This window comes from Saccharopolyspora dendranthemae (assembly GCF_007829955.1).
GTDB lineage: Bacteria > Actinomycetota > Actinomycetes > Mycobacteriales > Pseudonocardiaceae > Saccharopolyspora > Saccharopolyspora dendranthemae.
This window is the reverse complement of record NZ_VIWX01000003.1, coordinates 522,414-547,069: the sequence shown is the minus strand read 5'-3', so window position 1 is coordinate 547,069 and position 24,656 is coordinate 522,414. Positions and strand designations below refer to the sequence as shown.

The 24,656-nt window shown below is 69.3% G+C and carries 27 protein-coding genes; 18 read left to right on the top strand and 9 right to left on the bottom strand.

Annotated elements, in window-relative coordinates; all coding sequences use genetic code 11:
- Window positions 1-147 precede the first annotated feature (147 nt).
- From FHU35_RS17760 to FHU35_RS17745, 4 genes are all read left to right on the top strand, one after another.
- The gene (locus tag FHU35_RS17760) at window positions 148-1,002 is read left to right on the top strand and encodes a GGDEF domain-containing protein (RefSeq protein ID WP_145741050.1); all 855 of its coding nucleotides are present in this window, start codon (window positions 148-150) and stop codon (window positions 1,000-1,002) included.
- A 254-nt stretch (window positions 1,003-1,256) separates the two neighbouring features.
- A complete protein-coding gene (locus FHU35_RS17755; RefSeq protein WP_246110383.1) occupies window positions 1,257-3,473 on the top strand; it encodes an LCP family protein in 2,217 nt (738 codons plus the stop codon).
- 184 nt (window positions 3,474-3,657) lie between these two features.
- The gene (gene phoU / locus FHU35_RS17750; RefSeq protein ID WP_145741049.1) at window positions 3,658-4,305 is read left to right on the top strand and encodes a phosphate signaling complex protein PhoU; all 648 of its coding nucleotides are present in this window, start codon (window positions 3,658-3,660) and stop codon (window positions 4,303-4,305) included.
- Between the two features lie 133 nt (window positions 4,306-4,438).
- The gene (locus FHU35_RS17745; RefSeq protein ID WP_246110382.1) at window positions 4,439-5,293 is read left to right on the top strand and encodes a helix-turn-helix domain-containing protein; all 855 of its coding nucleotides are present in this window, start codon (window positions 4,439-4,441) and stop codon (window positions 5,291-5,293) included.
- Between the two features lie 273 nt (window positions 5,294-5,566).
- Here the strand turns inward: FHU35_RS17745 and pstB are convergent, their stop codons facing one another.
- The 6 genes from pstB to FHU35_RS17715 form a co-directional block, all read right to left on the bottom strand.
- Complete coding sequence (gene pstB / locus FHU35_RS17740) at window positions 5,567-6,343, bottom strand: phosphate ABC transporter ATP-binding protein PstB (protein ID WP_145741048.1); 777 nt, start codon at window positions 6,341-6,343, stop codon at window positions 5,567-5,569.
- Window positions 6,344-6,354: 11 nt separating this feature from the next.
- Window positions 6,355-7,269 carry a phosphate ABC transporter permease PstA gene (gene pstA, locus FHU35_RS17735; protein ID WP_145741047.1) on the bottom strand — a complete coding sequence of 305 codons (915 nt, stop codon included), beginning with the start codon at window positions 7,267-7,269 and terminating at the stop codon, window positions 6,355-6,357.
- Window positions 7,266-8,180, bottom strand: coding sequence for a phosphate ABC transporter permease subunit PstC (gene pstC / locus FHU35_RS17730; RefSeq protein WP_246110381.1), 915 nt, complete (start codon window positions 8,178-8,180; stop codon window positions 7,266-7,268). The genes pstA and pstC overlap by 4 nt, the downstream gene beginning before the upstream one ends.
- A 216-nt stretch (window positions 8,181-8,396) precedes the next feature.
- The gene (gene pstS, locus FHU35_RS17725; RefSeq protein WP_145741044.1) at window positions 8,397-9,512 is read right to left on the bottom strand and encodes a phosphate ABC transporter substrate-binding protein PstS; all 1,116 of its coding nucleotides are present in this window, start codon (window positions 9,510-9,512) and stop codon (window positions 8,397-8,399) included.
- Window positions 9,513-9,732: 220 nt separating this feature from the next.
- Window positions 9,733-10,692, bottom strand: coding sequence for a mycothiol synthase (gene mshD / locus FHU35_RS17720; protein ID WP_281290243.1), 960 nt, complete (start codon window positions 10,690-10,692; stop codon window positions 9,733-9,735).
- 233 nt (window positions 10,693-10,925) lie between these two features.
- On the bottom strand, window positions 10,926-11,711 hold the full coding sequence (locus tag FHU35_RS17715; protein WP_145741039.1) for a winged helix-turn-helix transcriptional regulator: 786 nt from the start codon (window positions 11,709-11,711) through the stop codon (window positions 10,926-10,928).
- Between the two features lie 196 nt (window positions 11,712-11,907).
- On the opposite strand from FHU35_RS17715, the gene FHU35_RS17710 reads away from it, so the two are divergent.
- The 7 genes from FHU35_RS17710 (at window position 11,908) to FHU35_RS17685 (ending at window position 15,852) form a co-directional block, all read left to right on the top strand.
- On the top strand, window positions 11,908-12,678 hold the full coding sequence (locus FHU35_RS17710) for an alpha/beta hydrolase (RefSeq protein WP_246110380.1): 771 nt from the start codon (window positions 11,908-11,910) through the stop codon (window positions 12,676-12,678).
- Window positions 12,675-13,478, top strand: coding sequence for an LmeA family phospholipid-binding protein (locus FHU35_RS17705; RefSeq protein ID WP_145741034.1), 804 nt, complete (start codon window positions 12,675-12,677; stop codon window positions 13,476-13,478). Before FHU35_RS17710 ends, FHU35_RS17705 begins: the two co-directional genes overlap by 4 nt.
- The gene (locus FHU35_RS17700) at window positions 13,475-13,912 is read left to right on the top strand and encodes a TlpA family protein disulfide reductase (RefSeq protein WP_145741032.1); all 438 of its coding nucleotides are present in this window, start codon (window positions 13,475-13,477) and stop codon (window positions 13,910-13,912) included. The genes FHU35_RS17705 and FHU35_RS17700 overlap by 4 nt, the downstream gene beginning before the upstream one ends.
- Window positions 13,909-14,073 carry a putative leader peptide gene (locus FHU35_RS30440; protein ID WP_425474152.1) on the top strand — a complete coding sequence of 55 codons (165 nt, stop codon included), beginning with the start codon at window positions 13,909-13,911 and terminating at the stop codon, window positions 14,071-14,073. Before FHU35_RS17700 ends, FHU35_RS30440 begins: the two co-directional genes overlap by 4 nt.
- Window positions 14,074-14,203: 130 nt before the next feature.
- Window positions 14,204-14,647 (top strand): DUF4395 domain-containing protein, encoded by a 444-nt coding sequence (locus tag FHU35_RS17695; RefSeq protein ID WP_145741030.1) that lies wholly within the window; start codon window positions 14,204-14,206, stop codon window positions 14,645-14,647.
- A gap of 32 nt (window positions 14,648-14,679) precedes the next feature.
- A complete protein-coding gene (locus FHU35_RS17690) occupies window positions 14,680-15,519 on the top strand; it encodes a sulfurtransferase (protein WP_145741029.1) in 840 nt (279 codons plus the stop codon).
- Between the two features lie 33 nt (window positions 15,520-15,552).
- Window positions 15,553-15,852: a DUF1416 domain-containing protein gene (locus FHU35_RS17685; protein WP_145741026.1), complete on the top strand. Its 300-nt coding sequence runs from the start codon at window positions 15,553-15,555 to the stop codon at window positions 15,850-15,852.
- A 51-nt stretch (window positions 15,853-15,903) separates the two neighbouring features.
- On the opposite strand, the gene FHU35_RS17680 is transcribed toward FHU35_RS17685, so the two are convergent.
- Window positions 15,904-16,647 (bottom strand): class I SAM-dependent methyltransferase, encoded by a 744-nt coding sequence (locus FHU35_RS17680; RefSeq protein ID WP_145741024.1) that lies wholly within the window; start codon window positions 16,645-16,647, stop codon window positions 15,904-15,906.
- 258 nt (window positions 16,648-16,905) lie between these two features.
- Between FHU35_RS17680 and FHU35_RS17675 the strand changes: the two genes are divergently transcribed.
- Entirely contained in the window at window positions 16,906-17,547 is a 642-nt protein-coding gene (locus FHU35_RS17675; RefSeq protein ID WP_145741022.1) for a heme-binding beta-barrel domain-containing protein, read from the top strand.
- 196 nt (window positions 17,548-17,743) lie between these two features.
- Here FHU35_RS17675 and FHU35_RS17670 read toward each other — a convergent pair whose 3' ends face one another.
- Window positions 17,744-18,592, bottom strand: coding sequence for an aminodeoxychorismate lyase (locus tag FHU35_RS17670; RefSeq protein ID WP_145741020.1), 849 nt, complete (start codon window positions 18,590-18,592; stop codon window positions 17,744-17,746).
- Between the two features lie 95 nt (window positions 18,593-18,687).
- Between FHU35_RS17670 and FHU35_RS17665 the strand changes: the two genes are divergently transcribed.
- From FHU35_RS17665 to FHU35_RS17645, 5 genes are all read left to right on the top strand, one after another.
- Window positions 18,688-19,116: a Fur family transcriptional regulator gene (locus FHU35_RS17665; protein WP_246110379.1), complete on the top strand. Its 429-nt coding sequence runs from the start codon at window positions 18,688-18,690 to the stop codon at window positions 19,114-19,116.
- 41 nt (window positions 19,117-19,157) lie between these two features.
- A complete protein-coding gene (gene ygfZ / locus FHU35_RS17660; RefSeq protein ID WP_186459480.1) occupies window positions 19,158-20,300 on the top strand; it encodes a CAF17-like 4Fe-4S cluster assembly/insertion protein YgfZ in 1,143 nt (380 codons plus the stop codon).
- Window positions 20,301-20,512: 212 nt separating this feature from the next.
- Window positions 20,513-21,073: an RsiG family protein gene (locus tag FHU35_RS17655; protein WP_145741018.1), complete on the top strand. Its 561-nt coding sequence runs from the start codon at window positions 20,513-20,515 to the stop codon at window positions 21,071-21,073.
- Window positions 21,070-21,987 (top strand): asparaginase, encoded by a 918-nt coding sequence (locus tag FHU35_RS17650; RefSeq protein WP_145741016.1) that lies wholly within the window; start codon window positions 21,070-21,072, stop codon window positions 21,985-21,987. The genes FHU35_RS17655 and FHU35_RS17650 overlap by 4 nt, the downstream gene beginning before the upstream one ends.
- A 109-nt stretch (window positions 21,988-22,096) precedes the next feature.
- Entirely contained in the window at window positions 22,097-22,903 is an 807-nt protein-coding gene (locus FHU35_RS17645; protein WP_222429414.1) for a methyltransferase domain-containing protein, read from the top strand.
- A 34-nt stretch (window positions 22,904-22,937) separates the two neighbouring features.
- Here FHU35_RS17645 and FHU35_RS17640 read toward each other — a convergent pair whose 3' ends face one another.
- Window positions 22,938-23,816, bottom strand: a complete 879-nt coding sequence (locus FHU35_RS17640) for a DUF8083 family protein (protein WP_145741014.1) — start codon at window positions 23,814-23,816, stop codon at window positions 22,938-22,940.
- 246 nt (window positions 23,817-24,062) lie between these two features.
- Between FHU35_RS17640 and FHU35_RS17635 the strand changes: the two genes are divergently transcribed.
- Window positions 24,063-24,251, top strand: a complete 189-nt coding sequence (locus FHU35_RS17635) for a DUF3073 domain-containing protein (RefSeq protein WP_093419982.1) — start codon at window positions 24,063-24,065, stop codon at window positions 24,249-24,251.
- The last annotated feature ends 405 nt before the right edge of the window (window positions 24,252-24,656 follow it).

Below are 24,656 nucleotides of genomic sequence, written 5' to 3'. Positions count from 1 at the left end.
CCTCCGACCGGTACACACCTAGGAGCCGAGACTCGGTCTCCGTTCGCCGAAAGCATCACCCGATCGCGCGAATCGAGACGTGGGGCGAGTCCAACGGCATGATCGTTTGCGTCAAACCGACGACAGCGCGGACGGGAGGTGGTCGACATGATCCGCAACGGGTTCGCCGGGCAAGATCCGCACTCCGGCAGCGGCGAAGTGCCGCAACCGCCCACGCCCCGCAGCCGTGAGGAAGTGGCCAGCGGCACGGGCATGGCGGAGCTGCACGAGTCCATCGCGCGGCTGCTGGCCTCCCGCGGCCAGTGGCGTCAGGCGTACCACCACCTGCGCTCCGCGCTGGACATGATGTCCTCGGACAAGCCGGCCGTGCCCGAGCAGCTGCGCAGCGAGGTCGAGCTGCTGCGCAGGGAGCACGCCAAGGCCCGCGAGGAGAGCCTCCGGGACAGCCTCACCGCCAGCTACAACCGCCGGTACCTGGACGAACGGCTCGCAGACCTGGTCGCGGAGAACGCCATGACCGGCGAGGGCCTGGCGGTGGCGCTGATCGACCTGGACTGGTTCAAGCTCGTCAACGACACCTACGGCCACCTGTTCGGGGACCGGGTGCTGCAGCGCGTCGTGGACCTGCTGCAGGAAGCGCTGCCGGACGGCGCGTTCTGCGCCCGCTACGGCGGCGAGGAGTTCGTGCTCGTGCTCCCGCACATCCTGCCCAACTCCGCGGTGCAGGTGTGCGAAGCGGCCCGGCAGCGGGTCGAGCACTTCCGGTGGGAGACCATGGCCCGAGGGCTCGGCGTGACGATCAGCATCGGCGTCGCGCACGAGCAGGGCACCGGTGGCCACGTGTCGGGCGAGCAGCAGCTGATCTCGGCCGACGCGCTCCTGTACGCGGCAAAGCGGGCCGGCCGGAACGCCGTCGCATACCGCAAGGGCGCGGAGGTCCGGCTGGCCGGGGCCGCGGCTGAGCGCGTCACCGAAACCGGAAGACGGGCCGCCGGTTACTGATCGCAACTGAACGAGAGCACAGGGTGTATTCAATTTCCGCGCATACCGGTCATCTGGCTTAGCACGGCTAGTCGCAATAGACGAGCCGCGCGGTAGGATCGTGCACTGATTGTGAAGAAATTGTCGGCGCTATCGTCAGTTCGGGCGATCAGCCGTACTATCTTCGAGGCGCCACGCGATACATGTCGGGGAGTATCGAGCGCGTCAGCACGATTCGCAGAACGATGACTGAGGCAGGTTGGGAGGGAACACGCGTGCCGCAAGACCCCCGGCATGGCGACTTCGGGCACCGGCGTACCCGCCCCGACGAGGACGCCGATGCCAACGGTTCGGCAAGTGGTTCCGGACGTCGCCGACGAGCGCTGTCCGAGGACGGCACCGGTGGCACCCGAGTGATCGACCTGCTGTCCAAGCACGGCAAGGGCCCGAACACCTCCGGCCACCGCCGCGCCGCTGAGCCCGAGCAGCCATCGGCACCGCAATCCCCGCAGAAACCTCCGCAGACCGGCCCGCGCAGGGCCGCTCCGCCCGCACCGCCGGAACCGCCGCAGGCGTGGACGTCCCCCGAACCGTCCGGCCGCCGCCCCCGGCAGGCGCCGCCGAGCCGCCCGATGCCCACGCCGCCGGCTCCGCCGAACAACCCGGCGCCCCCGGCGGGCTGGACCGCGCCCGGCACCGGTCCCCGGCCGACCCAGCAGCCCCCGGCACGGCCGGTGTCACCGCCGTCCGGACGCAACCAGCGCCCGACGCCGCCGCCCGCGGCTCCGGGTGCCGCCGCCGCGTTCGCCGGTGGCGCCGCCGCGCGTCCCGCACGGCGCAACCCCGAGCCGCCCGGCGAGGAGGCGACCCGGATCAGCCAGGCGCTGGGCGCCGACACCCCGCAGCGGGTCTCACCCCCGTCGGGCCGCAACCCGCGTCCGAACCCGTCTCCGTCCCCGTCCCGCCCACCGGCGGACATGGACGCCACCACCCAGCACCCGCGCGTGCCCGCCGCTCCGCGGCCGGAACAGCCCGCGCGACCGGCCAAGCCCGCGGCCGCCGCACCGGCGCAGCCCGCCAAGCCCACGCCTCCGCCCGTCGAGCGGGCCGAGGAGACGGCGATCGTGGCGCCCGCCGACGGCTACTCCGAGCTCGACGAGTTCGACGACGAGGTGGAGGTCGGCGGCCAGGCCGTCGACGACGGCGAGCGTCAGAACGACATCGAGCAGATCGACCTCACGCTCGCCCGCTTCTCCGCGGTGCACGACGAGATCGCCGCCGAGGAGGCCAAGCGCCGCAAGCGCTACGCGTGGCTGCCCGGCAACAAGAAGGAACCCGAGCTCGGCAGCGACATGCCGTTCGACTTCCACGACGACCGCGGCGGGGCGTCGCGGATGGAGTGGAAGAAGAAGCAGCGCAAGCGCCGCACGCACCTGATCGTGATGGCCGTGGCGGTCGCCGCGTCCCTGACCGTGTTCCTGTCGCTGGGCTTCGCCTGGGGCGCGACCACGCTGTTCGGGCCTCCCGCGGTGCTCGCCCTGGACCCGAACTCCTCCGACATCAAGGACGTCGCCGGGCAGGCGGGCGACCAGAACTTCCTGATGATCGGCTCCGACACGCGCGCGGGGGCCAGCGCCGCCGACGGTGTCGGCTCCGAGGCCGACGAGCCCGGGGCGCGCTCCGACACCACGATGATCGCCCACATCCCGGCCGACCGGAGCCGCGTGGTGATGGTGTCCTTCCCGCGCGACCTGCAGGTGGACAGGCCCTCCTGCCAGCGCTGGGACTCGACCACCGGCAAGTACAGCAACGAGGTCGTCCCGGCCAAGAAGGGCGCGCGGCTCAACGAGGCCTACGCGGTCGGCGGCCCGCTGTGCACCACCAAGGTCATCCAGCAGGTCTCCGGACTGCGGATGGACAGCTTCCTGGGCATCGACTTCAACGGCTTCAAGTCCATGGTCGACGCCGTGCACGGCGTCGAGATCAGCACCGACAAGCCGATCGTCGACGAGACGCTCGGCACGGTCATCCCCGAGGCCGGGCAGCACACCCTGACCGGTGACCAGGCCCTCACCTACGTCCGCGCGCGGCACGTCAAGGGCGACCCGACCTCGGACTACGGCCGCATGGAGCGTCAGCAGACGTTCCTGTCGTCGCTGCTGCACAAGACCATGTCCAGCCAGGTGCTGCTGGACCCGCGCAAGCTCAGCGACTTCGTCAAGGCCGTCGGCGCCAACACCTTCGGCGACAACGTCGGCGCCGACCGGTTGATGGGCCTCGGACAGCAGCTGCAGGGCCTGGACCCGAACAAGGTCTCCTTCATGACGGTCCCGACCACCGGCTACGCCAACGACGAGGGCATGGAGGTCCTGCGGGAGGACGCGACGAAGTCGCTGTTCCAGTCGATGATCGACGGCCGTCCGGTGACCACCGACGCCACTCCGCAGAAGGCCGCGCAGTCCACGCCGAGCGGCGGACCGGGCGGTCCCTGAAGGCCCGTCCGGCGCTGCACCGGAGGTCCGCCGACCGGTCATCTCTCAACCGTTAACGCGAGAACCGGGAACAGGGTGTGACCTGCGGTGATCGGTCTTCTTCCGCTGGCCGATCACGACGATTTCACCTCTGGTTCACCACAGGTCATTCTGTCCGATTCCGCGGAGCAGTACGCTGGGTGACATGCGCGAGGTCTACCAGGAACAACTAGGCATGCTCACCGACGTTCTCGCCTCGATGTCGGCGATGGTCGGCACGGCGATGGAACGCGCCACGAAGTCGCTCCTGGAGACCGATCTGAGCCTGGCCGAGCAGGTCATCGACGAGGACTCGCTCGTCGACGAGTCGCGGTCCCGGGCCGAGGAGTACGCCTTCGGCCTGTTGGCGCTGCAGGCTCCCGTGGCCGGCGATCTGCGCAGCGTCATCGCCACCATCCACGCCGCCGAGGACATGGAGCGGATGGGCGACCTCGCCCTGCACGTGGCCAAGGCCGCCCGGCGCCGCCACCCGAACGCGGTGCTCCCGGCCGACGTGGCCGCCTACTTCGCCGAGATGGGCCGCATCGCCGTGAAGTTGGCCCACCAGGTCAGCACGGTGATCCGCACCCAGGACGTCGAGGCCGCGCGGCTGCTGGACGAGGTCGACGACGAGATGGACGACCTGCACCGGCACCTGTTCACCGTGCTGATGAGCCCTGACTGGGAGCACGGGGTCGCCACGGCCGTCGACGTCACGCTGCTCGGCCGCTTCTACGAGCGCTTCGCCGACCACGCTGTCGCGGTGGCACGCCGGGTCGAGTTCATCGTGACCGGAAAGATGCCTTCCCGTTGATCCGTTTCCGCTGGTCAGCGGCGATCTCGCCCGGGAAGTATTAATAGTCGGTCTCAGCACTCGATGTTGTGATCATCGTGTGCCATCCTCTTTCGAGTGAGATGCGACCGAACTCGTACCGATGAGGTGCTCGGTGGGTAAGAGTCCGACCGTGCACCGACGTCGCCTGGGAAGTGAACTGCGCCGACTCCGCGAGGTCGCCGGGCGCACGCACCGCGAGGTCGCCGCCCACCTGGACTGCTCGCAGGGCAAGATCAGCCAGATCGAGCTGGGCAGGGTGCCCGTGCGCACCTCCGACGTGCGGCTGATGGCCGAGTTCTACGGTGCGGGCGCTCAGCTCGACTCGCTGATCGACCTGGCCCAGGACTCCAAGCAGCGCGGCTGGTGGCAGCAGTACCCGAGCACCGCGCTGCGACCCGGCCTGCAGACCTACCTGGGACTGGAGACCTCGGCGAAAGCCGTCAGCTGCTTCGGCAGCGACCCGCTGCCCGAGCTCCTGCAGACCACCGACTACACGCGGGCTCTGCTGACCTCGGACTCGCAGGTGTTCACCGACGACGAGATCGCCGAACGCCTGAAGGTCGTGACCACCCGCCAGCAGCGCCTGCTGGGCGACCAGCCCCTGGAGCTGTGGGCGGTCCTCGACGAGTCGGCGCTGCGGCGCTGCGTGGGCGGTCCGGGCGTGATGCGGCAGCAGCTGGAGCACCTGGTGCTGCTGGGATATCGCCGCAACGTCACCATCCAGGTCCTGCCGTTCCGCGTGGGCGGCCACCCCCTGATGGGCGACCGAGCAGCGGTGTTCTCCTTCACCGACGAAGCCGACCCCCAGGTCGTGCACCTGGGAGACTCCGCCAACTCCCGCTTCCTGGACAAGTCCGCCGACACGGCCGACTACCTCAAAGCCTTCGAGCAGGTCTGCACGACAGCGCTGAGCCCGAAGGACTCCAGCGCCTTCATCTCCTCGGTAGCGGACGAACTACCCACCTGACAAAGTCAGAAAAGCGGGGCTCCCCAGGGAAGCCCCGCTTTTGTAGACCCAACGCACGTCAGGCAAGCGACGGAGTCGCTTTCTCACTACCCCACCAAAGCAACTCGCACCGCCGCGGGTTCTCAGACGCCTTCTGGGGAGGACAGCCGTAGCGCCGCGTATCCGTTCATACTCAAGTCTCGGATCCCGGACCCAGAAGGCGTCTGAGGTTCCGCTTCCGGCACCGCGAAGCAGAAGGACCACGGAGTAGTTTTCAGTTGGACAGCGGCAAGATCAGCCGAAGCGGCCTGAGATGTAGTCCTCTGTGGCCTTCTGGGTCGGGTTGGAGAAGATCTTGCCGGTCTCGTCGATCTCGACGAGCTGGCCGGGCTCGCCGACTGCGCGCAGGTTGAAGAACGCGGTCTGGTCGCTGACGCGAGCGGCCTGCTGCATGTTGTGGGTGACGATGACGATCGTGTAGTCCTGCTTGAGGTGCGAGATCAGGTCTTCGATCGCCAGGGTCGAGATCGGGTCGAGCGCGGAGCAGGGCTCGTCCATCAGCAGCACGTCGGGCCGCACCGCGATGGCGCGGGCGATGCACAGGCGCTGCTGCTGACCGCCGGAGAGACCGCCGCCGGGCTTGTTGAGCCGGTCCTTGACCTCTTCCCACAGGTTCGCGCCGCGCAGCGCCTGCTCGGCGACCTCGTCGAGGTGCGACTTGTTCTTGTCGCCCGCGAGCTTGAGACCGGCCACCACGTTGTCCCGGATGGACATGGTGGGGAACGGGTTGGCGCGCTGGAAGACCATGCCGATGGTCTTGCGGACCTGCACCGGGTCGACGTCGTTGGCGTAGACATCCTCGCCGTCGAGCATCACCTTGCCCTCGACGCGGGCGCCCGGGATGACCTCGTGCATGCGGTTCAGCGACCGCAGCACGGTGGACTTCCCGCAACCCGAGGGACCGATGAACGCGGTGACGCTGCGGGCGGGGACCTGCAGGGTCACGTCCTGCACGGCGTGGAACTTCCCGTAGTGGAGGTTCAGGTCTTTGATGTCGAGACGCTTGGCCATTTCGAATGTCCCTACTTGGTCTTGATCGCGAAGATCTTGGACAGACCCGTCGCGGCAAGGTTGATCAGCATGATGACGATCACGAGGGTCAGCGCCGCTCCCCACATCCGGTCCAAACCGGCATCGGTTCCGGTGCTGCGCTCCATGAAGATGGTCAGCGGCAGCGACGCCATCTCGCCGCCGAAGAGATCGAAGTTGATCGCCGAGGAGTACCCGACCAGGATCAGCAGCGGTGCGGTCTCACCGAGCACGCGCGCCAGACCGAGCATGACGCCGGTGACGATGCCCGACAGCGCGGTCGGCAGCACGATCCGCACGATGGTCTTCCACTTCGGCAGGCCCAGCGCGTAGGCCGCCTCGCGCAGCTCGTTCGGCACGATCAGCAGCATCGTCTCGGTGACCCGGACGACGACCGGCAGCATCAGCAGCAGCAGGGCCAGCGCGACCGCGAAGCCGCTGCGGGTGAAGCCGAAGGTGGTGATCCACAGCGCGTAGATGAACAGGCCGGCCACGATCGAGGGCAGACCGCTGAGGATGTCGACCATGAAGGTCGCGGTCTTGGCCAGCTTGGAGCTCTGCCCGTACTCGACCAGGTAGACGGCGACCATCACGCCCAGCGGGACCGCGATGACCAGGCAGACCAGGCCTTCGAAGACCGTGCCGACCAGGGCGTGGTAGACGCCGCCGCCGAAGTCGGTGGGCAGCAGGCCCTTGAACGAGTGCGACCACCAGTCGGCACTGAGGACGGGCCTGAGGCCGCGTTCCAGCAGCGTCCACAGGACCCACAGCAGCGGGATGACGGCGAGCGCGAACGACGCCACGAACAGGACGGTCGCCAGGTTGTCCTTGAACTTCCGGCCGAAGCCGATGCTCTGGAAGGCCGGCGCGGTTGCGAGCTGCTCCACGTCGGCAGCGTCGGTCCTCATGACTTCCCCTTAGCGCCGGCCGCACTCTCGACCCAGCGCGCGATCGCGTTCACTGCGAAGGTGATGATGAACAGCACCAGACCGGCCGAGATGTAGGCCCCGACCTGCAGGTTGTTGTTGAACTCCGCGGACCCGAGGGCGATCTTGGAGGCGAAGGTCGCTCCGCTGTCGAAGATGCTGTACCCGGGCGGTGCGGCGGTCCAGCTCAGGATGATGGTCAGCGCCATCGTCTCGCCGAGCGCACGGCCGAGGCCGAGCATCGAGCCGCCCACGAAGCCGTTGCGGCCGAAGGGCCACACGGTGGTCTTGATGACTTCCCAGCGGGTGGCGCCGAGCGCCAGCGCGCCCTCGATCTGGGAGTCCGGGGTGCGGGCGAAGACCTCGCGGGTCACACCGGTGATCGTCGGGATGATCATCACCGCTAGCACGATCCCGGCGGTGAACACGTTCGCGCCGGAGTCGACCTGGGAGATGTTGCCCTGGCCGAAGATCGGGATCCAGCCCAGCGTCCCGTTCAGCCAGTTCGACACGGGCTTGAGGAACGGTCCGAGGACCAGGAAACCCCACAGGCCGTACACGACCGAGGGCACGGCGGCCAGCAGGTCGACGATGTAGGCGAAGGGGCGGGCGAGGGTCTTCGGCGCGTAGCGCGTGAGGAACAGGGCGATCCCGCCGGACAGCGGCATCGCGATCACCAGCGCGACCACGGAGCTGGCCACGGTGATCCACGCGAGGTCGAAGATCCCGAAGCTCATGTTGTTCGGGTCCTTGGTGTCCCACTCCCGGCTGAACAGGAAGTTCACCTGGTTCACCTGGAGGGCGGGGACGGCCCGGATGAGCAGGAAGATCGCGATCGCGGCGATCACCGCCACCACGAAGGCCCCGGACGCGGTGGCGAGCGAGGAGAACACCTTGTCGCCGACGCGGGAGCGCTTGCCCGCTGACGTCTGTGGAGCGGAAATGGGAGCCTCCGGTCCGGAACTGGGCGCCGAAGAGCCCCGCCGGGCACCGGTGGTGTCCGCGGGGCGCGTAACGGCTCTCGTTGAGTCGGTCACTGCTGTTTGCAGCCTCTCATCTTGTCCGTTGGACCAGGGGCCCGCCCGAGGTGAGGGCGGGCCCGGTCACTCTCACGAGATGGCGTTGACGGCGTCCAAGACCTTGGTCTTGAAGCCTTCGGGGAGCTGGACGTAGCCGGACTTCTCCAGCTGCTCCGGGTTGGCGTTGGCGGCGACCTTCAGGAACGCCTTGACCGCCTTGGCCGTCTCCGGGTCGTAGCCCTTCGAGCAGACGATCTCGTAGGTGTTCAGCACGATCGGGTAGACGCCCGCGTCCTTGTTGCCGTAGATCGACTTGAGGTCGACGCGCAGGTCGTGCCCCTGGCCCTCGATCTTGGCGCCCTCGATGGCCTTGCCGACGTTGGCGGTGTTGAGCTCCACCGGGCCCGCACCGCTGTCGATCTTGGCGATGCCCAGGCCGAGGTTCTTCGGGAAGGACCACTCGACGTAGGTGAAGCCGCCCTCGGTGGCCTTGACCGACTGCGCGACCTGGTCGGAGCCGTCACGGCCCTGGCCGACGCCCGGGCCGCCCTGGAAGGTCTTGCCCTCACCGGAGAACGCGCCACCGGTGGCGGTCTTGAGGTACTTCTGGAAGTTCTCGGTGGTGCCGGACTCGTCCGAGCGGAAGAACGGGACGATCTCGATCGACGGCAGCTGAGCACCGGGGTTCAGCGCCTTGACCGCCGGGTCGTCCCACTTCTTGATCTCGCCCTTGAAGATCTTGCTGATCACGTCGGGGTTGAGGGTCAAGTCGGAGACGCCGGGGATGTTGTAGGACATCGCGACCGGGCCGAACACCATCGGCAGGTTCCAGGCCGGGTTGCCCTGGCAGCGCTCGGCGGCCTTGGCGACCTCGCCCTTCTCCTCCTTCAGCGGGGAGTCGGAGCCACCGAAGTCGATCTGGCCGGCGGTGAAGGCGGCAACGCCCTTGCCGGAACCGGACTTGGTGTAGTTGACGGTCTGCTCCGGGCACTTGAGGCCGTAGTCCCGGGCGAACACGTCGACCGCGTTCTTCTGCGCCGAGGAGCCCTCACCGGAGATCGGCTTGGTCCCGCACTCGACCTGCAGGCCGTCGAGAGCCGGGTTGCCGCCGCCCTGCGGGACGTTCTGGTCCGAGCCGCAGCCGGCGAGCACGAGCGCGCCCGCGGCGAAGACGGCCAACGCAGCACTGTGCCGCTTGATTCTCACTTCGTTCCTCCACCCAAGGGGACACTTGCGGGGCGCGGCTGAGCCGCGCAGGCCCGTGCTTCTTGCCGCTGGGACAGACGCTAAGCAGCGTGGGTGGACGCTCCTCGCCATTCAAGTGAACGCGAAGTGAACAAGGCACGCTAAGTAAGCAGGGCCACACACCAATGGCTGAGAGGGATGCGGATCTTCCGGTCCTGCCGTGACTCAGAGCGTTCTCGGGTCAGCGCCCGAATTGAACGTCGCTGTCCAGCTTCGCGAAGCCCAACCGCTGGTAGACCTTCACAGCGGGGACGTTGTCGGCCTCGACGTAGAGGATCACGCGACTACGCCCGGTATCCCGAAGGTGACGCAGACCGACCACCGTCAGTGACCTTCCCAGGCCACCGCCCTGCGCGTGCGGATCGACGCCGACCACGTAGACCTCGCCCGTGCCGTCGGGGTGCACCTTCGTCCAGTGGAAGCCCAGCAACGTGCCCGACCCGTCCACCGCCAGGAAGAAGCCCTCCGGGTCGAACCAGTCCTCCTGCTCCTTGGCCCGCACGTCCTGATCGGTCATGTCGCCCTGCTCGGGGTGCCAGACGAACGCGCGGTGGTTGACCCGCACGACCTCTGCCTCGTCCTCGCCCGGCCGGAAGGTGCGGAGCGCGACCCCCTCGGGCGGCTGCGCCTCCGGCAGCTCGGCCCCGGTCAGCTCACGACCCATCCGCCACAGCTCGCGGGGGCGCTGGAAGCCGTAGCGCTCGGACAGCCGCAGCGCGCCCGGGTGCTCGCCGTGCGACCAGATCCGCAGCCTGCCGGTGTCGGAGCTCGGGTCGGTTCCCAGCTCGGCGCGCTCCAGCAGTGCTTCGACGAGCCGGGTGCCCGCGCCGAGGCGGCGGTGCTCCGGGTGAACGGCGAGTTCGGCGACCAGCTGGCCCGCCGCGGACTCGTGCTCGGTGTCCAGGTGCGCATAACCGGCGAGCGCTCCGCCCGAGTCGCGGACGATGAAGTGCTCGGAGCGGACGTCTGCCTGCACCGGCTCGATCTGGTGGACGACGTCGCGGTGGGCCTTGAGCCGCAAGATCACGTGCTCACCGACCGGGGCGACACCGTCGGCCTTCTCCGTCTCGTCGAGCAGGGCCATCACTTCGGCCGTCTCGCTGTCGTTCAGTCCGTTGCGCCAAGTCAGCTGCACGTCCACGACCCTACCCATGCGCGCACGACGAAGCCCCCGGCCGAGAACGACCGGGGGCTCCGCCGGAGACCTCTCCCAGCGCTGCGGGGAGCGGGAGGTCCCAGTTTTAGTCATAACTGAGCCGACATTTCGGGCATGATCATGGCTCGGTTATGACTAAAACTGGGCTGCTCCCGCAACCGCTCCGCCGGACCCGCGGTGATGCGGTGTCGCGGTCAGGCAGTAATGCGGTGTTGTGGTCAGGCGTTGATGCGGAAGTCTGCTGGGGTTTCGGGGGACTCCGTCGCTGCGGACTCGGCGGCCGCTGCGTCTGCGGCGACCTCGGCCGCGAGCGGGGAGGGCGGCGTCGCGGCGCCACCGCGGTTCGGGCGGACGAACTTGTAGCCCACGTTGCGCACGGTGCCGATCATCGAGTCGTGCTCGGGGCCGAGCTTGGCGCGCAGCCGCCGGACGTGCACGTCCACGGTCCGGGTGCCGCCGAAGAAGTCGTAGCCCCAGACCTCCTGCAGCAGCTGAGCGCGCGTGAACACGCGGCCCTCGTGCCCGGCGAGGTACTTCAGCAGCTCGAACTCCTTGTAGGTCAGTTCGAGAGCGCGGCCGCGAAGCCGCGCGGTGTAGGTGGCTTCCTCGATGACCAGGTCACCGACGCTCAGCAAGCCCTCGCCACCGGCGGAGGCGTTGTTGTGGCGGGCGACGAGCAAGCGCAGCCGGGCGTCGACCTCGGCCGGACCGGTGGCCGGGAGCAGGATGTCGTCGACGCCCCACTCGGCGTTGACGGTCACCAGACCGCCCTCGTTGACCAGGGCGATCACCGGGGCGTCACCGGCGGCCAGCAGGCGGCACAGGTCTCGCGCACCGGCGAGGTCGGAGCGGGCGTCGACGATCACGACGTCGTGGGCACCGCCGGACAGGATGGCGCCGGGATCGGCGGGCAGGACCCGGACGCGGTGGGGCAGCAGTGCCAGCGAGGGCAGGACCGCATCGCAGTCCGATTCGCTGGTCAGCAGGAGCAATTCGGAGCTCATGGGGGGCCTCCATCTCCAGGCGAGAACGACCGGCGGTCATGGACGTGGTCGTCCGATGACTCGGCGTCGTTGCCTGTGGATGCCAAGGAGAATAACCGACATGCGGTGGAAAAACCCAGGTCCAACCGAGGGCGTCACATTTGTGAACGGAGCGGGACGCCGTGTTTCCGGAGTGTTTCGGGACCGTTCCGTCACGTTGCGCGCAGAAGACGGGACGCGGCTCCGCGGCGTTCTGCACCCCGGCCCGGGACTGCCCGCGCCCCTCGGTTTCGTGGTGGGGCACGGCTTCACCCAGCACATCCGCAAACCCGCCGTGCGCGAGGTCCTGGAACGGCTGTCCGCGCACGGACCGGTGCTGGCGACGGACTTCCGCGGCCACGGCCGCTCCGGCGGCCGGACCACCGTCGGGCCGAACGAGGCGATGGACATCGACGTCGCCGTCGCGCACCTGCGCGCGCTCGGGTGCGCGCAGGTGGTCACCGTCGGGTTCTCGCTGGGCGGCTCTGTCGTGCTGCGGCAGGCCGCGCTGGGGACGCCACCGGACGCCGTGATCTCGGTGAGCAGTCCGGCCCGCTGGTTCGTGCGCGACACACCCGCGATGCGCAGGGTGCACTGGCTGCTCGAACAACCCCACGGCCGGCTGAGCGCACGCCTGCTGGGCGTGCGGCTGGCGGGTCGGTGGCCCCGCGTCCCGATCTCCCCGATCGAACTCGCCACCCGCATCGACGTGCCGCAGCTGATCGTCCACGGTGCGGAGGATCACTACTTCCCACCGAGCGACGCGCTCGCCCTCAGCGAGGCGGGAGGAGGCGAGTTCTGGCTGGTCGAGGGCATGCGACACGCGGAGAGCTCCACCACTCCGGGGCTGGTGGACAGGATCGCGGCCTGGGCTCTCGATACAGTGGGGCCACCCGATCGGGCCCGGTCGGGCCCCCGGCGCCCCGACAGAACGGACCGCTCGGAGTGAAGAAGCTCGCGATCACCCTCGTCATCGTCATCGGCCTCCTGGTCGCCGCCGACTTCGGCTCGGCCGCGTTCGCCGAGTACCAGGTGTCGAAGAAGGTCGCCCAGCAGCTCAAGCTGCCGGAGCAGCCCGAAGTCTCGATCAACGGGTTCCCGTTCCTGACCCAGGCCGCCGCGGGCAACTACCGCGACGTGCAGCTGGTGGCGAACTCGGTGCCGGTCGAGCCGTTCAACGAGGTGGACATCGAAGCCGACCTGCACGGCGCGAAGGTCGCGACCTCGCAGGTCATCGCGGGAACGGCCCAGGAGCTGACGGTCGATCAGCTGGTCGGCCGGGTGAAGCTGAAGGCCTCCGACGTGGCCCGGCTGATCGGCATCCAGGACCTCACGATCGAGCCTGCCGCCCCGAACGCCCTCGCCGACGACGACGGCAACATCAGCGAGTCCGACAAGCGGCTGGCCGAGGGCGGCGACGACCAGCGCGCACCGGTGCAGCTCGACGGCACGGTCAACATCGCGGGCTCGGAGAACAAGGTCCGCGTGATCGCGGTGCTGTCGCTGGTCAACGGCAAGATGGAGATCGAGCCGCGCGAGCTGGAGCTGAACAACAGCGCGCTGGGCCCGATCGACCTGCCGCCCATCTTCGAGCAGTCGGTGCTCAAGCAGTTCAACACCACCCTCGACCCGGGGATGCTGCCCTTCGAGGTGCAGCCCACGGCGGTGCGCGCCGAGCGCGGCGCGCTGGTCGTCGAGGGCACCGCCGAGAACGTGACGATCAGCGGCAACGGGGTGACCACGGGATGAGCCCGGGTGTGATCGCGCTGCTGATCGCCGTGCCGGTGGCGCTGGTGCTGGGCCTGGTGTGGCAGGCGAGGCAGGGCAAGGTGCGCGAAGGAGGAGGTGAGGAGATCGTGACCGACCACTTCCCGGACGGTCTCAGGCAGCGGCTCGCCGACGCCCCGGAACCGGACGCGAAGGTGACGTTGCTGCAGCTGTCGACCACGTTCTGCCAGCCGTGCAGGCACGCTCGGATCCTGCTCGCCGACTTCGCGGGCAAGACCGGCGACGTCCGCCACGTGGAGGTCGACCTCACCGACCACCCCGAGTGGTCGACGCCGCTGCGCGTCCACAGCACCCCGACGACGCTGGTCCTGGACCGCGCGGGCCGCGAGCTCTTCCGCGTCGGGGGCGTCCCGCGCCCGCAGGCGCTCGCGGAAGCCATCCAGACCCACCTGTGAGGCGACTGCGCCGGGCGAGCAGTTGCCCATCACACGCCGTCCCACTGTGTGAACATTCTTCCCGGCGATCGGTCGGTCCGGGTAACCTCCCAGGCGTGCATGTACTGCTGACCCGAAGGCGCGCGGTTGATCTCTGCCGCGTGGGTAGCAGCCTGTGTTGAAGGCACTGACCGGGCGGTAGTACGCGCTCACAGCACGGCCTCGTCATGCCCTCATGACCTTCGCCGGCGCGCGCCCCACCGCCTGACGGACTCGGCAGACCCAGTCCACATCGTCAGGAGGCCTTCCCAGATGTCAGTCACGACGCTCGATCCACGTGGGGTCAGGTTCACGGCGGCGATCACCAGCGTGATCCTCGCGCTCGGCCTGGTCACCACGAGCTGGCGTGTCTTGGCGGCCCAGATGGTTCTGTTCGGTCTGTGCGCGTTCATCGGAATGCAGCTCAACCCGTGGGGCGCGCTGTACCGGAGCACCGTGCAGCCCAAGCTGGCGCCGATCGCACCGGAAGAGCGCGAAGACCCCGCACCCGTTCGCTTCTCGCAGGGAGTCGGCTTCGTCTTCACCCTCGTGGCCACGATCGGCTACGCGGCGGACCTGACCGCTCTCGGCGTCGTGGCGAACGCCTTAGCCCTGGTAGCGGCACTGCTCAACGCGGTGTTCGGCTACTGCCTCGGCTGCCAGATGTACCTGGTGCTCCGCCGGTTCGCGCCGGCCGGGGCGTCCACGACAGACTGACCCGTTTCGAAGATCAACGAAGGAGTCGCTCGATGAGCCGCGCAGAGGTCCTGGTCTCCACCGAGTGGGCCGAAGAGAACCTGAACACCCCCGGAGTGGTGTTCGCCGAGGTGGACGAGGACACCACCGCTTACGACGGCGGCCACATCCCGGGCGCCATCAAGCTGGACTGGAAGCACGACCTCCAGGACCAGGTCCGCCGTGACTTCGTCGACCGCGAGGGCTTCGAGAAGCTGCTGTCGGCCAAGGGCATCGGCAACGACGACACCGTCGTGCTCTACGGCGGCAACAACAACTGGTTCGCCGCCTACGCCTACTGGTACTTCAAACTCTACGGGCACGGTGACGTCAAGCTGGTCGACGGCGGCCGCAAGAAGTGGGAGCTCGACGGTCGCGAGCTGACCAAGGACGAGCCGAACAAGGCCGCCACCACCTACAAGGCCCAGGAGCCGGACACCTCGATCCGCGCCTTCCGGGACGAGGTCGTGGACGCCATCGGCACGAAGAACCTGGTCGACGTGCGGTCCCCCGACGAGTTCTCGGGCAAGCTGCTGGCGCCGGCGCACCTGCCGCAGGAAGCCGCGCAGCGCGGTGGCCACATCCCCAGCGCGATCAACGTGCCGTGGAGCAAGGCCGCGAACGAGGACGGCACCTTCCGCTCCGACGAGGAGCTCAAGGAAATCTACGGCGAAGCCGGGCTGGACACCGGCAAGGACACCATCGCCTACTGCCGCATCGGCGAGCGCTCCTCGCACACCTGGTTCGTGCTGCGCGAGCTGCTGGGCAACAAGAACGTCAAGAACTACGACGGCTCCTGGACCGAGTACGGCTCGCTGATCGGCGTGCCGATCGAGAACCCGTCCGGCGCCTGATCACCCGGTAACACCGAGCAAGGAGTTTGTGACATGAGTGGATGCGGAGCGCCGCAGCAGTCGGCAACCGCGGTCGACGAGGCCACTGACCAGGTCGTGGTGTCCGGCAAGGTCCGGTCCGGGGACTCGCCCGTCGGCGGGGCTTTCGTCCGCCTGCTGGACTCCTCCGGCGAGTTCACCGCCGAGGTCGTCACCTCCGACGAGGGCGACTTCCGGTTCTACGCCGCTCCGGGCGACTGGACCGTCCGCGCGCTGCACCGCAGCGGCAAGGGCGAGTCCCAGGTCTCCCCGGCGGGCACCGGTGTTCACCCGGTGGACATCGCCGTCGCCTGACCTGCACGTTCGAAGGGCCGGCACCTCTCGGGGTGCCGGCCCTTCGTCGTTTCAGACCTTGCGGGACCGCAGCAGGGCGAAGGCCCGCTCGTCGCGGTCCGGGGTCCGGGGGTCGGAGTCCTCCTGGCAGCCGACGGTGGTGAAGTCGACGACGTCCCAGCCGGTGCGGTCGAAGATGCGGCGGAGGCCGGTCTCGCTGAAGATCCAGAAGTTCGTCGCGTCGTCGTTGGCCTCGGCCGGGTCCAGCAGGTACGCGACGGGCTGGTCGGCGATGCGGGTGCCGCCCGGCGCGACCTGGGCGACGCGCGTCGAGACGAAGCACAGCTCGGCGCGCTCGGCCAGCCTCTCCAGCACCAGGAACGGGTTCTTCAGGTGGTAGAGCAGCCCGAGGAAGAACACCGCGCCGTAGTGCTCGGCGGGCATCCGGAACTGCGCGTCGAGGTCGATCTCGTGCACCTGCGCGCGCGAGGGCAGCTCCTCGACGAGGCGCCGGGCGCCGCGCAGGCCGTTGAAGTTGGTGGGCACGTTGTCGATCAGGTCGACCTCGCAGCCCAGCTCGTCCTCCAGGAAGAACCCGAAGTCGCCGTCCGCGGCACCGATGTCGGCGATGCGGGTGCCCGCGATGCTGTCGAACACCTGCCGCTGCGGACCGCTGAGCAGGGCGTCCAGGTGGAAGATGTTGGCCATCGTGTCGTACGGGTACCAACCGAAGTCGGCCGGCGCGATCTTGTCCTTGCGAGCCAGCAGCTGCTCGCGGTAGGCCAGCGCGCGCTCGCGCAGCGTCTCGAAGTCCATTGTGATCCTCGTCCCGGCTCTGACGTTCGTGGTGTTCAGCGGCCTGTCCCCGCCGCTCACCACGCAGATCATGCCGCACGCCACAGTTCACCGGGGCGTTGCGGTGGTTATCCTTTCCGCGTGGAACTCCTCGACTTTCTGCACTACGGCCTCGTCACGCTCGTCGGACTCGCTGCGATCGCGACCGTCTGGTTCGCCTTCTACGTGGTGTACCGCCTGTACAACGACTGATCACGGCCTCGTTGTAGCCTCGAAGCGATGACTGCAACGCCGAACGAACCGCAGCCGGGCAGCGGCGACGCCGCAGTAGCCGCGGCCGCGGAACGCGCCAAGACCACCCGGGACATCAACGTCCCGGATTTCGACGACCTCCCCGGCGAGGGCGACACCGCGAACCTGCGGGAAGGCCCTTCGCTGGATGACGCCTGCCTGTCGCTGCTGCCGCTGGTCGGCGTGTGGCGCGGCGAGGGCGAGGCCTCGCACCCGTCGCTGGAGGAGTCCTACCGGTTCTTCCAGCAGGTGACGATCTCCCACGACGGCCGCCCGTTCCTGATCTACGCCAGCCGCGCGTGGCGGCTGGACGGCGAAGGCGGCAACGTCGTCGGTCCCGAGTTCCGCGAGCAGGGCTTCCTGCGCCCGCAGCCGGACGACACGATCGAGCTGATGCTGATGCACTCGACCGGCGTCACCGAGCTGTTCATCGGGCAGCCGCGCAACACCACCACCTGGGAGTTCGGCACCGACGCGGTGCTGCGCACCCCGACCGGCGAGGACGTCACCGCCGCCAGCCGCCTCTACGGCGTGGTCGACGGAGCCCTCGCCTACGTCGAGGAGCGCGCGACGTCGGAGCACGAGCTGCAGCCCAGGCTCTCCGCCAAGCTGGACCGAGTCGCGGGCTGAGGGACGTCAGGCAAGCGACGAAGTCGCTTTCTCAGTGCCCCACCTGAGCAACTCGCACCGCCGCGGGTTCTCAGACGTCTTCTGGGGAGGACAGCCGTAGCGCCGTGTACTGGTGGTCGTACATCAGTCTCGGATCCCGGAGCCAGAAGACGTCTGAGGTTCCGCCACCCGCACCGCTGAGCAGGTCGAGCGAGGTTCAGTAGTTCGACTCGTAGAGGTCGACGATCTCGGTGTGCAAGGAGTCATCCGCCTTGATCGGCGTCCCGTCGATCGCCCGCACCTGCGTCACCCGGCGAATGCTGGAGGCCAGCCACACCCCGTCGGACTCGAACAGCGCCGAGGTGGGGAAGTCGGCGACCTCGGTCTCCCAGCCGGCCCGCTCGGCAGCGCGAAACAGCGCGCCCTGGGTCGTGCCGGGCAGGACTCCGGAAGCGGGCGGCGTGGTCAGCAGCGTGCGCCCCTGGGCGAGCACGACCGTCGAGGTCGGGCCCTCGAGCACCGTGCCGTCCTCGGCGGTGAAGACGACCTCGTCGGCACCGCGCGATTCGGCCTCCCGGAGCGCGGCCATGTTCACCGCGTACGACAGCGTCTTGGCCGACAGCAGCAGCCACGGGGCGCGCTCCATCAGGCCGGGCGAGTAGCCGCGGTCCAGGGTGACGACGTCGACTCCGCCGTCGCGCTTGCGCTTGGTCTCCTGGCCGACGTCCATGCCCATCGCGAAACCGTGCGGTGTGCCGTCGCCGCCGTCGATGCCCCGGGTGCACACGAACTTGAGCCCCATCTCCGGCTCGGACTCCCACGGCCACGCGTCGATGACGGCCTGACCGGCACGCTCCCAGGACTCGCGGTCCGGCAGCTCCATCTGCATCAGCCGCGCCGACCGCTCCATCCGGTCGAGGTGCGGCCCGAGCTCGCGCGGCTTCCGGTCGACCACCAGGATCGTCTCGAAGCAGCCGTCGCCACGCATCACGCCGAGGTCGTCGGCGCGGAACAGCGGGGCTTCGGGGTCGGCCAGGGTCCCGTCCAAAAGTGCCAGTACGCGCATGCCGGAAGGGTAGAGCTTCCAGTTCCGGGGGTGGGCCCGGAGGTTACGATCGAGGGTGGGTTTCCGTCCGAGCGCGCCGAGCACAGGAGCGGGCATTGAGCGACCAGGGATCGCTGCGCAGCACCTTGCACCAACGTGGCATGCGCATGACGCTGCAGCGCCAGTTGGTGCTGGACACCGTGCGCGAACTGGGGCACGCCACGCCCGAGCAGGTCTGCAAGAAGGTGCAGGAAACGGCGCCGACGATCAACATCACCACCATCTACCGGGCGCTCGACCTGCTCGAAGAGCTCGATCTGGTGCGACACACGCATCTCGGCCACGGAGCCCCCACCTACTCCGCCGAGGAGCACGGGCACGTCCACCTCGCCTGCCACCGCTGCGGCCGGATCGACGAGGTGGCCATCGAGACGATGGACGAGCTGGCCGACAAGCTGCGCGGCGAGCGCGGCTTCGCCCTGGACGCCACGCACCTGGCGCTGTCCGGCACCTGCCGGGAATGCCAGGCCGCCAACATCGGCTGACACCGGTGAGGCACGAGCACGACCACCCTAGGAGCGCTTGAATGAGGTCACCCCTGCTGGATCTGCCGGGCGCGGTTCCCGCGCCTGACGAATCGGTGGACAGCGGCGTTCCCTGGCACTTCGGCGACCCCTTCGCCGAGCAGCGCTCGGCAGCGCGCTCGGCGGTGCTGGTCGACCGCTCGCACCGCGAGGTCATCGCCGTTCCCGGCGAGGAGCGGCTGAGCTGGCTGCACCTGGTGCTCTCGCAGCACCTCACGGAGCTGCAGGACGGGCAGGGCACCGAGGCGCTGGTGCTCGACACCCACGGCCGGGTGGACAGCCACATGATGGTCGCTCACCACGAGGGCGTCGTGTACCTGGACACCGACGCGGGCGCGGAGGCCACCAGCGCGCTGCCGACGATCGGCGTGAACGGCAGGCAGACGCTCGTGCAGTACCTCGACGCGATGCGGTTCTGGTCGAAGGTGGAGCCGCGCGACGCCACCTCCGAGCTCGCGGTGCTGACCGCGATCGGCCCGGACGCCGGCGGGGTCCTTGCCGGGTTCACCGAGGTCCCGTCCGCGCCTTACGAGGTGCGCGGCCTGCCCGGCGGCGGCTTCGTCCGCAACGTGCCGTACCGGGCTCTGCAGACCTATGACCTGCTGGTTCCGCGCGAGTCGCTGGCGGACTGGTGGCTCAAGCTCACCGACGCGGGCATCCGCCCGTCCGGGACGATGGCGTTCGAGGCGCTGCGCGTGGAAGCGCTCCGCCCGCGGCCGGGCCTGGACACCGACGACCGCGCGATCCCGCACGAGCTCGGCTGGATCCACCTCGCCGCGCACGTGGCCAAGGGCTGCTACCGGGGTCAGGAGACGGTCGCGAAGGTCCACAACGTGGGCAAACCACCGCGCCGGATGGTGCTGCTGCACCTCGACGGCTCGGTGGAGGTCTCGCCGGAGGTCGGCGACCCCGTGATGCACGGCGACCGCAAGATCGGCCGGGTCGGCAGCGTGGTCCAGCACCACGAACTCGGCCCGGTGGCGTTGGCGCTGCTCAAGCGCTCGGCTCCGATCGACGCCGAGCTGATGGCCGGTGATCCGGCGGAGGAGCGCGCGGTGGCCGCGGCGGTCGACCCGGACTCGGTGGCTCCGGATTCCGGTGAGCCGCCCGGCCGGGTGGCCGCGGACCGGCTTCGCGGCCGGTGATTCGTTAGTTCGGGTAACGATCCTCAAGTTCTCCGCGTCGCGTGACGTCGGCATTTGACAGGGCCGGTATGCCTTAGGGCGTGCCGACCGCCCGATCAGGGTCATTTCGAACGTGCAGGAACCGCTGATCGAACGCTCGGCGTCACACTGTTGTCGTAACGACATCACCCGAAGTGTTGGCGAGCTCGACCGAATTGCCGGAGGATGGCCACGTGATCGAAGTCCGCCCGGGTGGACGGCGCCGTATCGACAGGGTCCTGTCCCCGGACTACACCAGTGGCATCGAACAACACGCGCTCGGTGATGTGCGCGCGTTGCGGGACGAGGCCGCCCAGGAGGAGACCGACCTGTCCTACCTGCGCAGGGTGCTGCACGCGCGCATCGACATCGTGCGCGCCGAGCAGCGCAGGCGCCGGGAGGACGGGTCGCGCTCGGTGGTCGAGCAGCTGGTCAACATCCTCGCCGACAACGCGGTCGGTCCGGCCGCCGGTTCCGGCCGGTACCAGACCACCGAGCCCTCGCGCGCCGAGGCGCACCGCAGGCACGTCGAAGCCCTGGTGTCGGACGTGGACCTGTCCGACGTGATGTCGCTGTCCGACGAGCAGCTGGACCGGGCGCTGAACGCCTACACCTCCGAGGAGGACTCGGTCTCGCAGCGCCGCCGCGAGGTGCAGCAGGTCGTGGACCGGCTCAACGCGGAGATCGCCCGCCGCTACCGAGAAGGTGCCGCTTCGGTGGACGAACTGCTCGCGGAAGAACGAGACCGGCGTTGAACCACCCCGTTCCACTCGTCGAGATCGTCCGAAGTGGACTCAGGGAAGGACTGCACCACGGCTCCGCGGTGCTGATCGACCCGGACGGCGCGACCAGGCTCTCGCTGGGCGAGGTGTCGTCGCCGATGTACCCGCGCTCCTCGCTCAAGCCCGCCCAGGCGGCCGGGATGCTGCGCTGCGGGCTGGACCTCCCCGCCGCCGACCTGGCGCTGGCCGCGGCCTCGCACAGCGGCGAACCGGAGCACGTCTCCCGCGTCGACGCGCTGCTGCGGCGGTACTCGCTGAACGAGGACGACCTCCAGTGCCCGCCCGAGCTGCCGATGGGGGAGGCCGCACGTCGTGGCGTGTCGGTCGAGCGCCGGATCACCATGAACTGCTCCGGCAAGCACGCGGCGATGCTGGCCACCTGCGCCATCAACGGCTGGCCGACCGCCGACTACCTCGATCCGAAGCACCCGCTGCAGGTGGCGATCTCCGAGGCCGTGGTCGATCTGGCGGACGAACCGATCGCGCGCACGTCGATCGACGGCTGCGGCGCCCCGCTGTTCGCGCTCCCGCTGACCGGCCTGGCCCGGATCTTCCAGCGGCTGGTCACCACCCCGATCGGGGACGCGATGCGGGAGCACCCTTGGCTCGTCGCGGGCACCGACCGCGAGGACACCCGCCTCATGTCGGCGGTCCCGGGCCTGATCAGCAAGATCGGCGCCGAGGGCGTCTTCGCCTTCGCGCTCCCGGACGGTCGCGCGGCCGCGATCAAGATCGCCGACGGCGCGGACCGCGCCCGCCTGCCCGTGGCCACCGCCCTCCTCGCCACCCTCGGCATCGAGGGCCTGGACGACCTGGCCGAAGCGCCCGTCCTCGGCGGCGGCGCCCCCGTGGGGACGATCCGCCTCATCGCAGGCGCAGTGCGCTGACGCGCACCCTCGATCTTCGCTGAATCCGCACCCCGAAGGCTTCCCACCTGGACGTCGTCCCGGATATGCTCATATTCCGGAACAGATTTCCCATGCTTTGGGAGGAATCTTGGGATCCTCGGACGTCTACACCCACGGCCACCACGAGAGCGTCCTGCGGTCGCACCAGTGGCGAACCGCCGAGAACTCGGCGGGCTACCTGCTCGACGACCTCCAGCCCGGCACCGAGGTGCTGGACGTGGGATGCGGGCCGGGAACCATCACCCTCGATTTCGCCGAGCGGGTCGAGCCCGGCCGGGTGCTGGGCATCGACAACGCCGAGAACCTGCTGACGTCCTCCCGCTCGGCAGCGGCCGCGCGAGGCCTCGACAACGCCGAGTTCGAGACCGCCGACGTCTACCGGCTGCCGCACGCCGACGACACCTTCGACGTCGTGCACGCGCACCAGGTGCTGCAGCACCTCACCGACCCGGTCGCCGCGCTCCGCGAGATGCGCCGCGTCTGCCGGCCCGGCGGGATCGTCGCCGTCCGCGACGCCGACTACGGCGGCATGCGCTGGTCGCCGGACCACCCCGGGATGGACCGCTGGCTGGAGCTCTACCGCTCGGTCGCCCAGCGCAACAACGCCCACCCCGACGGCGGCAAGCACCTCAAGAGCTGGGCCCTGCGAGCCGGTTTCTCGGACGTCACCTGCACCGCCTCGGCCTGGTGCTTCGCCACGCCCGAAGAACGCGCCTGGTGGGGGAACCTCTGGGCCGACCGCATCCGGCAGTCGGCCTTCGCCACCCAGGCCCTCTCCTACGGCCTGACGACCCGGGAAGAGCTCGAAGAGCTCGCCGGGGCCTGGCACACCTGGCGGGATTCCGACGACGGCTGGTTCGCGGTCCTCAACGCCGAGATCCGCTGCCGCCCCTGAGTCCGGCGCTCCGCACGGGGCGCGCTCGCGCAGATCAGTTGTGGTGTTCGCGGGCGGCGAACTCGGCCCAGAAGTCGCGCAGCTGCTCGTACCGCGTGGCCACCTCGTCGGCGTCGTCGCTCTCCATCGCGTCGACGATGGCGTGCACGTCCTCGGCCGAGGTGTCGGCGTCGAGATCCGACTCGGTCATCAGCTGGACCAGGCCGCCGTAGTCGAGCTCGACGGCGCTGTGCGGGTGGAAGCGCTCCAGCCAGCGCCCGGTCTCCTTGAGGATGCGGGTCGGGCCGTCGTCACCGATCGACTGCTGGGAGACCGAGTGGGCGCGGGCCACCCGCCTGCGGGCGTCGGCCATCGCGACCCGCCAGCACACGCGGCGGCGATCGGGCTCGGTGAACACGCAGCGCTCCGTCGGGTCCACCACGACGAACCAGGGCAGCGGAACCGTCCACGTCGACGACAGCACGTGCACCGCGCCGCCGGAGAGCTCGCTGACCACCGCACCCGCGCGCGTGCGCGCCTTGTCCACCGACTCCGGCAAAGCCGCCGTGCGCAGCGGGATCTCAGCATCACCCAGGAAACCCACCAGCGCCGCCGCGGCTCGGCCGCGCACGTCCAGCGGACACGCCAGCGGCCCCGGCCCCACCGTCGCGGACGGTGCGGTCGGCACGTCCTCCGGATCCAGCACGAGAACGCCGCCCACGCCCTGGACCTCGCCGTCGGCGTTCTCACCGGGCAACAAGCGCGGCGGTGCGGCCAGCTGACTGCGCAGCCACTGGCGCTGCTCCCACAACCCCGCGTCGAACGGGTCCACGGACCCGCGATCCACGGCTGCTTCGACTTCCTCGCGCAGCGGTGACTCGAACGACGACAGGGGTTCGTAAACCCTGAGGTAGGCGACGAACGGCTCTGGCACAGCGAGCATCGTGTCATGCCCCCGACGAGCCGCTCCGCGCGACTGGCACCCCCGCGCGAACTGCACCATCGGGTTGATCGAATCGGGCGAGGGCGACGTCACCCAAGACACGGGGGCCAACTCCTGGCACCACGTCGCGTTGAACCGCCTCGACACGGTACGGTAGTTACAGGAAAAGTTGTCGAGATCATGCGGGGCCGGCTTTCCCCTGTCCGCCCCGCACACCCTGTGCGAGGGGGTCGAGCCATGGGGCGCGGCCGGGCTAAGGCCAAGCAGACGAAGGTGGCCCGCGAGCTTAAGTACAGTTCCCCGTCCATGGACATAGAGGCGTTGCAGCGCGAGCTGTCGACCTCGGAGTCCGGCGAGTGGTCCAGCGAAGACCGCGATGACTCGCACGACGACGGGTACGACGACTACGACTACGGTCGACGTTGACGCATTCCTCCAGCTAGAACAGCGGTTGAACGCTGTTCGCCCGATGGCGGAGCGCGTCGCTTAGCTCGCAGGACCAACAAGAGGATCAAGACGTGGATGGCGCCGCCGGTCGCGACCGGCGGCGCCACTCACGTCTGCGAGACACCCGGGGACGGGGCTGAACACGCAGGACACGTGGGGCGGTGCGGGATCAACTCCCGCACCGCCCCACGTGCTGCGCGCCCAGCGGACCCCTCCAACGGGTGATCGGCACCATGCCGGGAATCCTCAGGGGCCCTCGCTCGTTGTACGGGGTGCCGGCGTCGTGCGCGTGCCCCCGGGCTCCAACTATCGCCTGCTTGGAATACCGTTCGGCTGGAGCCTTGCAGTGCCATCCGCCGAGAGGCGGCCCGCACGCGCCGGCCC

Coding starts and splice junctions, on each gene's coding strand:
- FHU35_RS17760 (WP_145741050.1), top strand. CDS start 148: ATGATCCGCAACGGGTTCGCCGGGCAAGATCCGCACTCCGGCAGCGGC.
- phoU (WP_145741049.1), top strand. CDS start 3,658: ATGCGCGAGGTCTACCAGGAACAACTAGGCATGCTCACCGACGTTCTC.
- pstB (WP_145741048.1), bottom strand. CDS start 6,343: ATGGCCAAGCGTCTCGACATCAAAGACCTGAACCTCCACTACGGGAAG.
- pstA (WP_145741047.1), bottom strand. CDS start 7,269: ATGAGGACCGACGCTGCCGACGTGGAGCAGCTCGCAACCGCGCCGGCC.
- FHU35_RS17715 (WP_145741039.1), bottom strand. CDS start 11,711: ATGAGCTCCGAATTGCTCCTGCTGACCAGCGAATCGGACTGCGATGCG.
- FHU35_RS17700 (WP_145741032.1), top strand. CDS start 13,475: ATGAGCCCGGGTGTGATCGCGCTGCTGATCGCCGTGCCGGTGGCGCTG.
- FHU35_RS17695 (WP_145741030.1), top strand. CDS start 14,204: ATGTCAGTCACGACGCTCGATCCACGTGGGGTCAGGTTCACGGCGGCG.
- FHU35_RS17690 (WP_145741029.1), top strand. CDS start 14,680: ATGAGCCGCGCAGAGGTCCTGGTCTCCACCGAGTGGGCCGAAGAGAAC.
- FHU35_RS17685 (WP_145741026.1), top strand. CDS start 15,553: ATGAGTGGATGCGGAGCGCCGCAGCAGTCGGCAACCGCGGTCGACGAG.
- FHU35_RS17680 (WP_145741024.1), bottom strand. CDS start 16,647: ATGGACTTCGAGACGCTGCGCGAGCGCGCGCTGGCCTACCGCGAGCAG.
- FHU35_RS17675 (WP_145741022.1), top strand. CDS start 16,906: ATGACTGCAACGCCGAACGAACCGCAGCCGGGCAGCGGCGACGCCGCA.
- FHU35_RS17670 (WP_145741020.1), bottom strand. CDS start 18,592: ATGCGCGTACTGGCACTTTTGGACGGGACCCTGGCCGACCCCGAAGCC.
- ygfZ (WP_186459480.1), top strand. CDS start 19,158: ATGAGGTCACCCCTGCTGGATCTGCCGGGCGCGGTTCCCGCGCCTGAC.
- FHU35_RS17635 (WP_093419982.1), top strand. CDS start 24,063: ATGGGGCGCGGCCGGGCTAAGGCCAAGCAGACGAAGGTGGCCCGCGAG.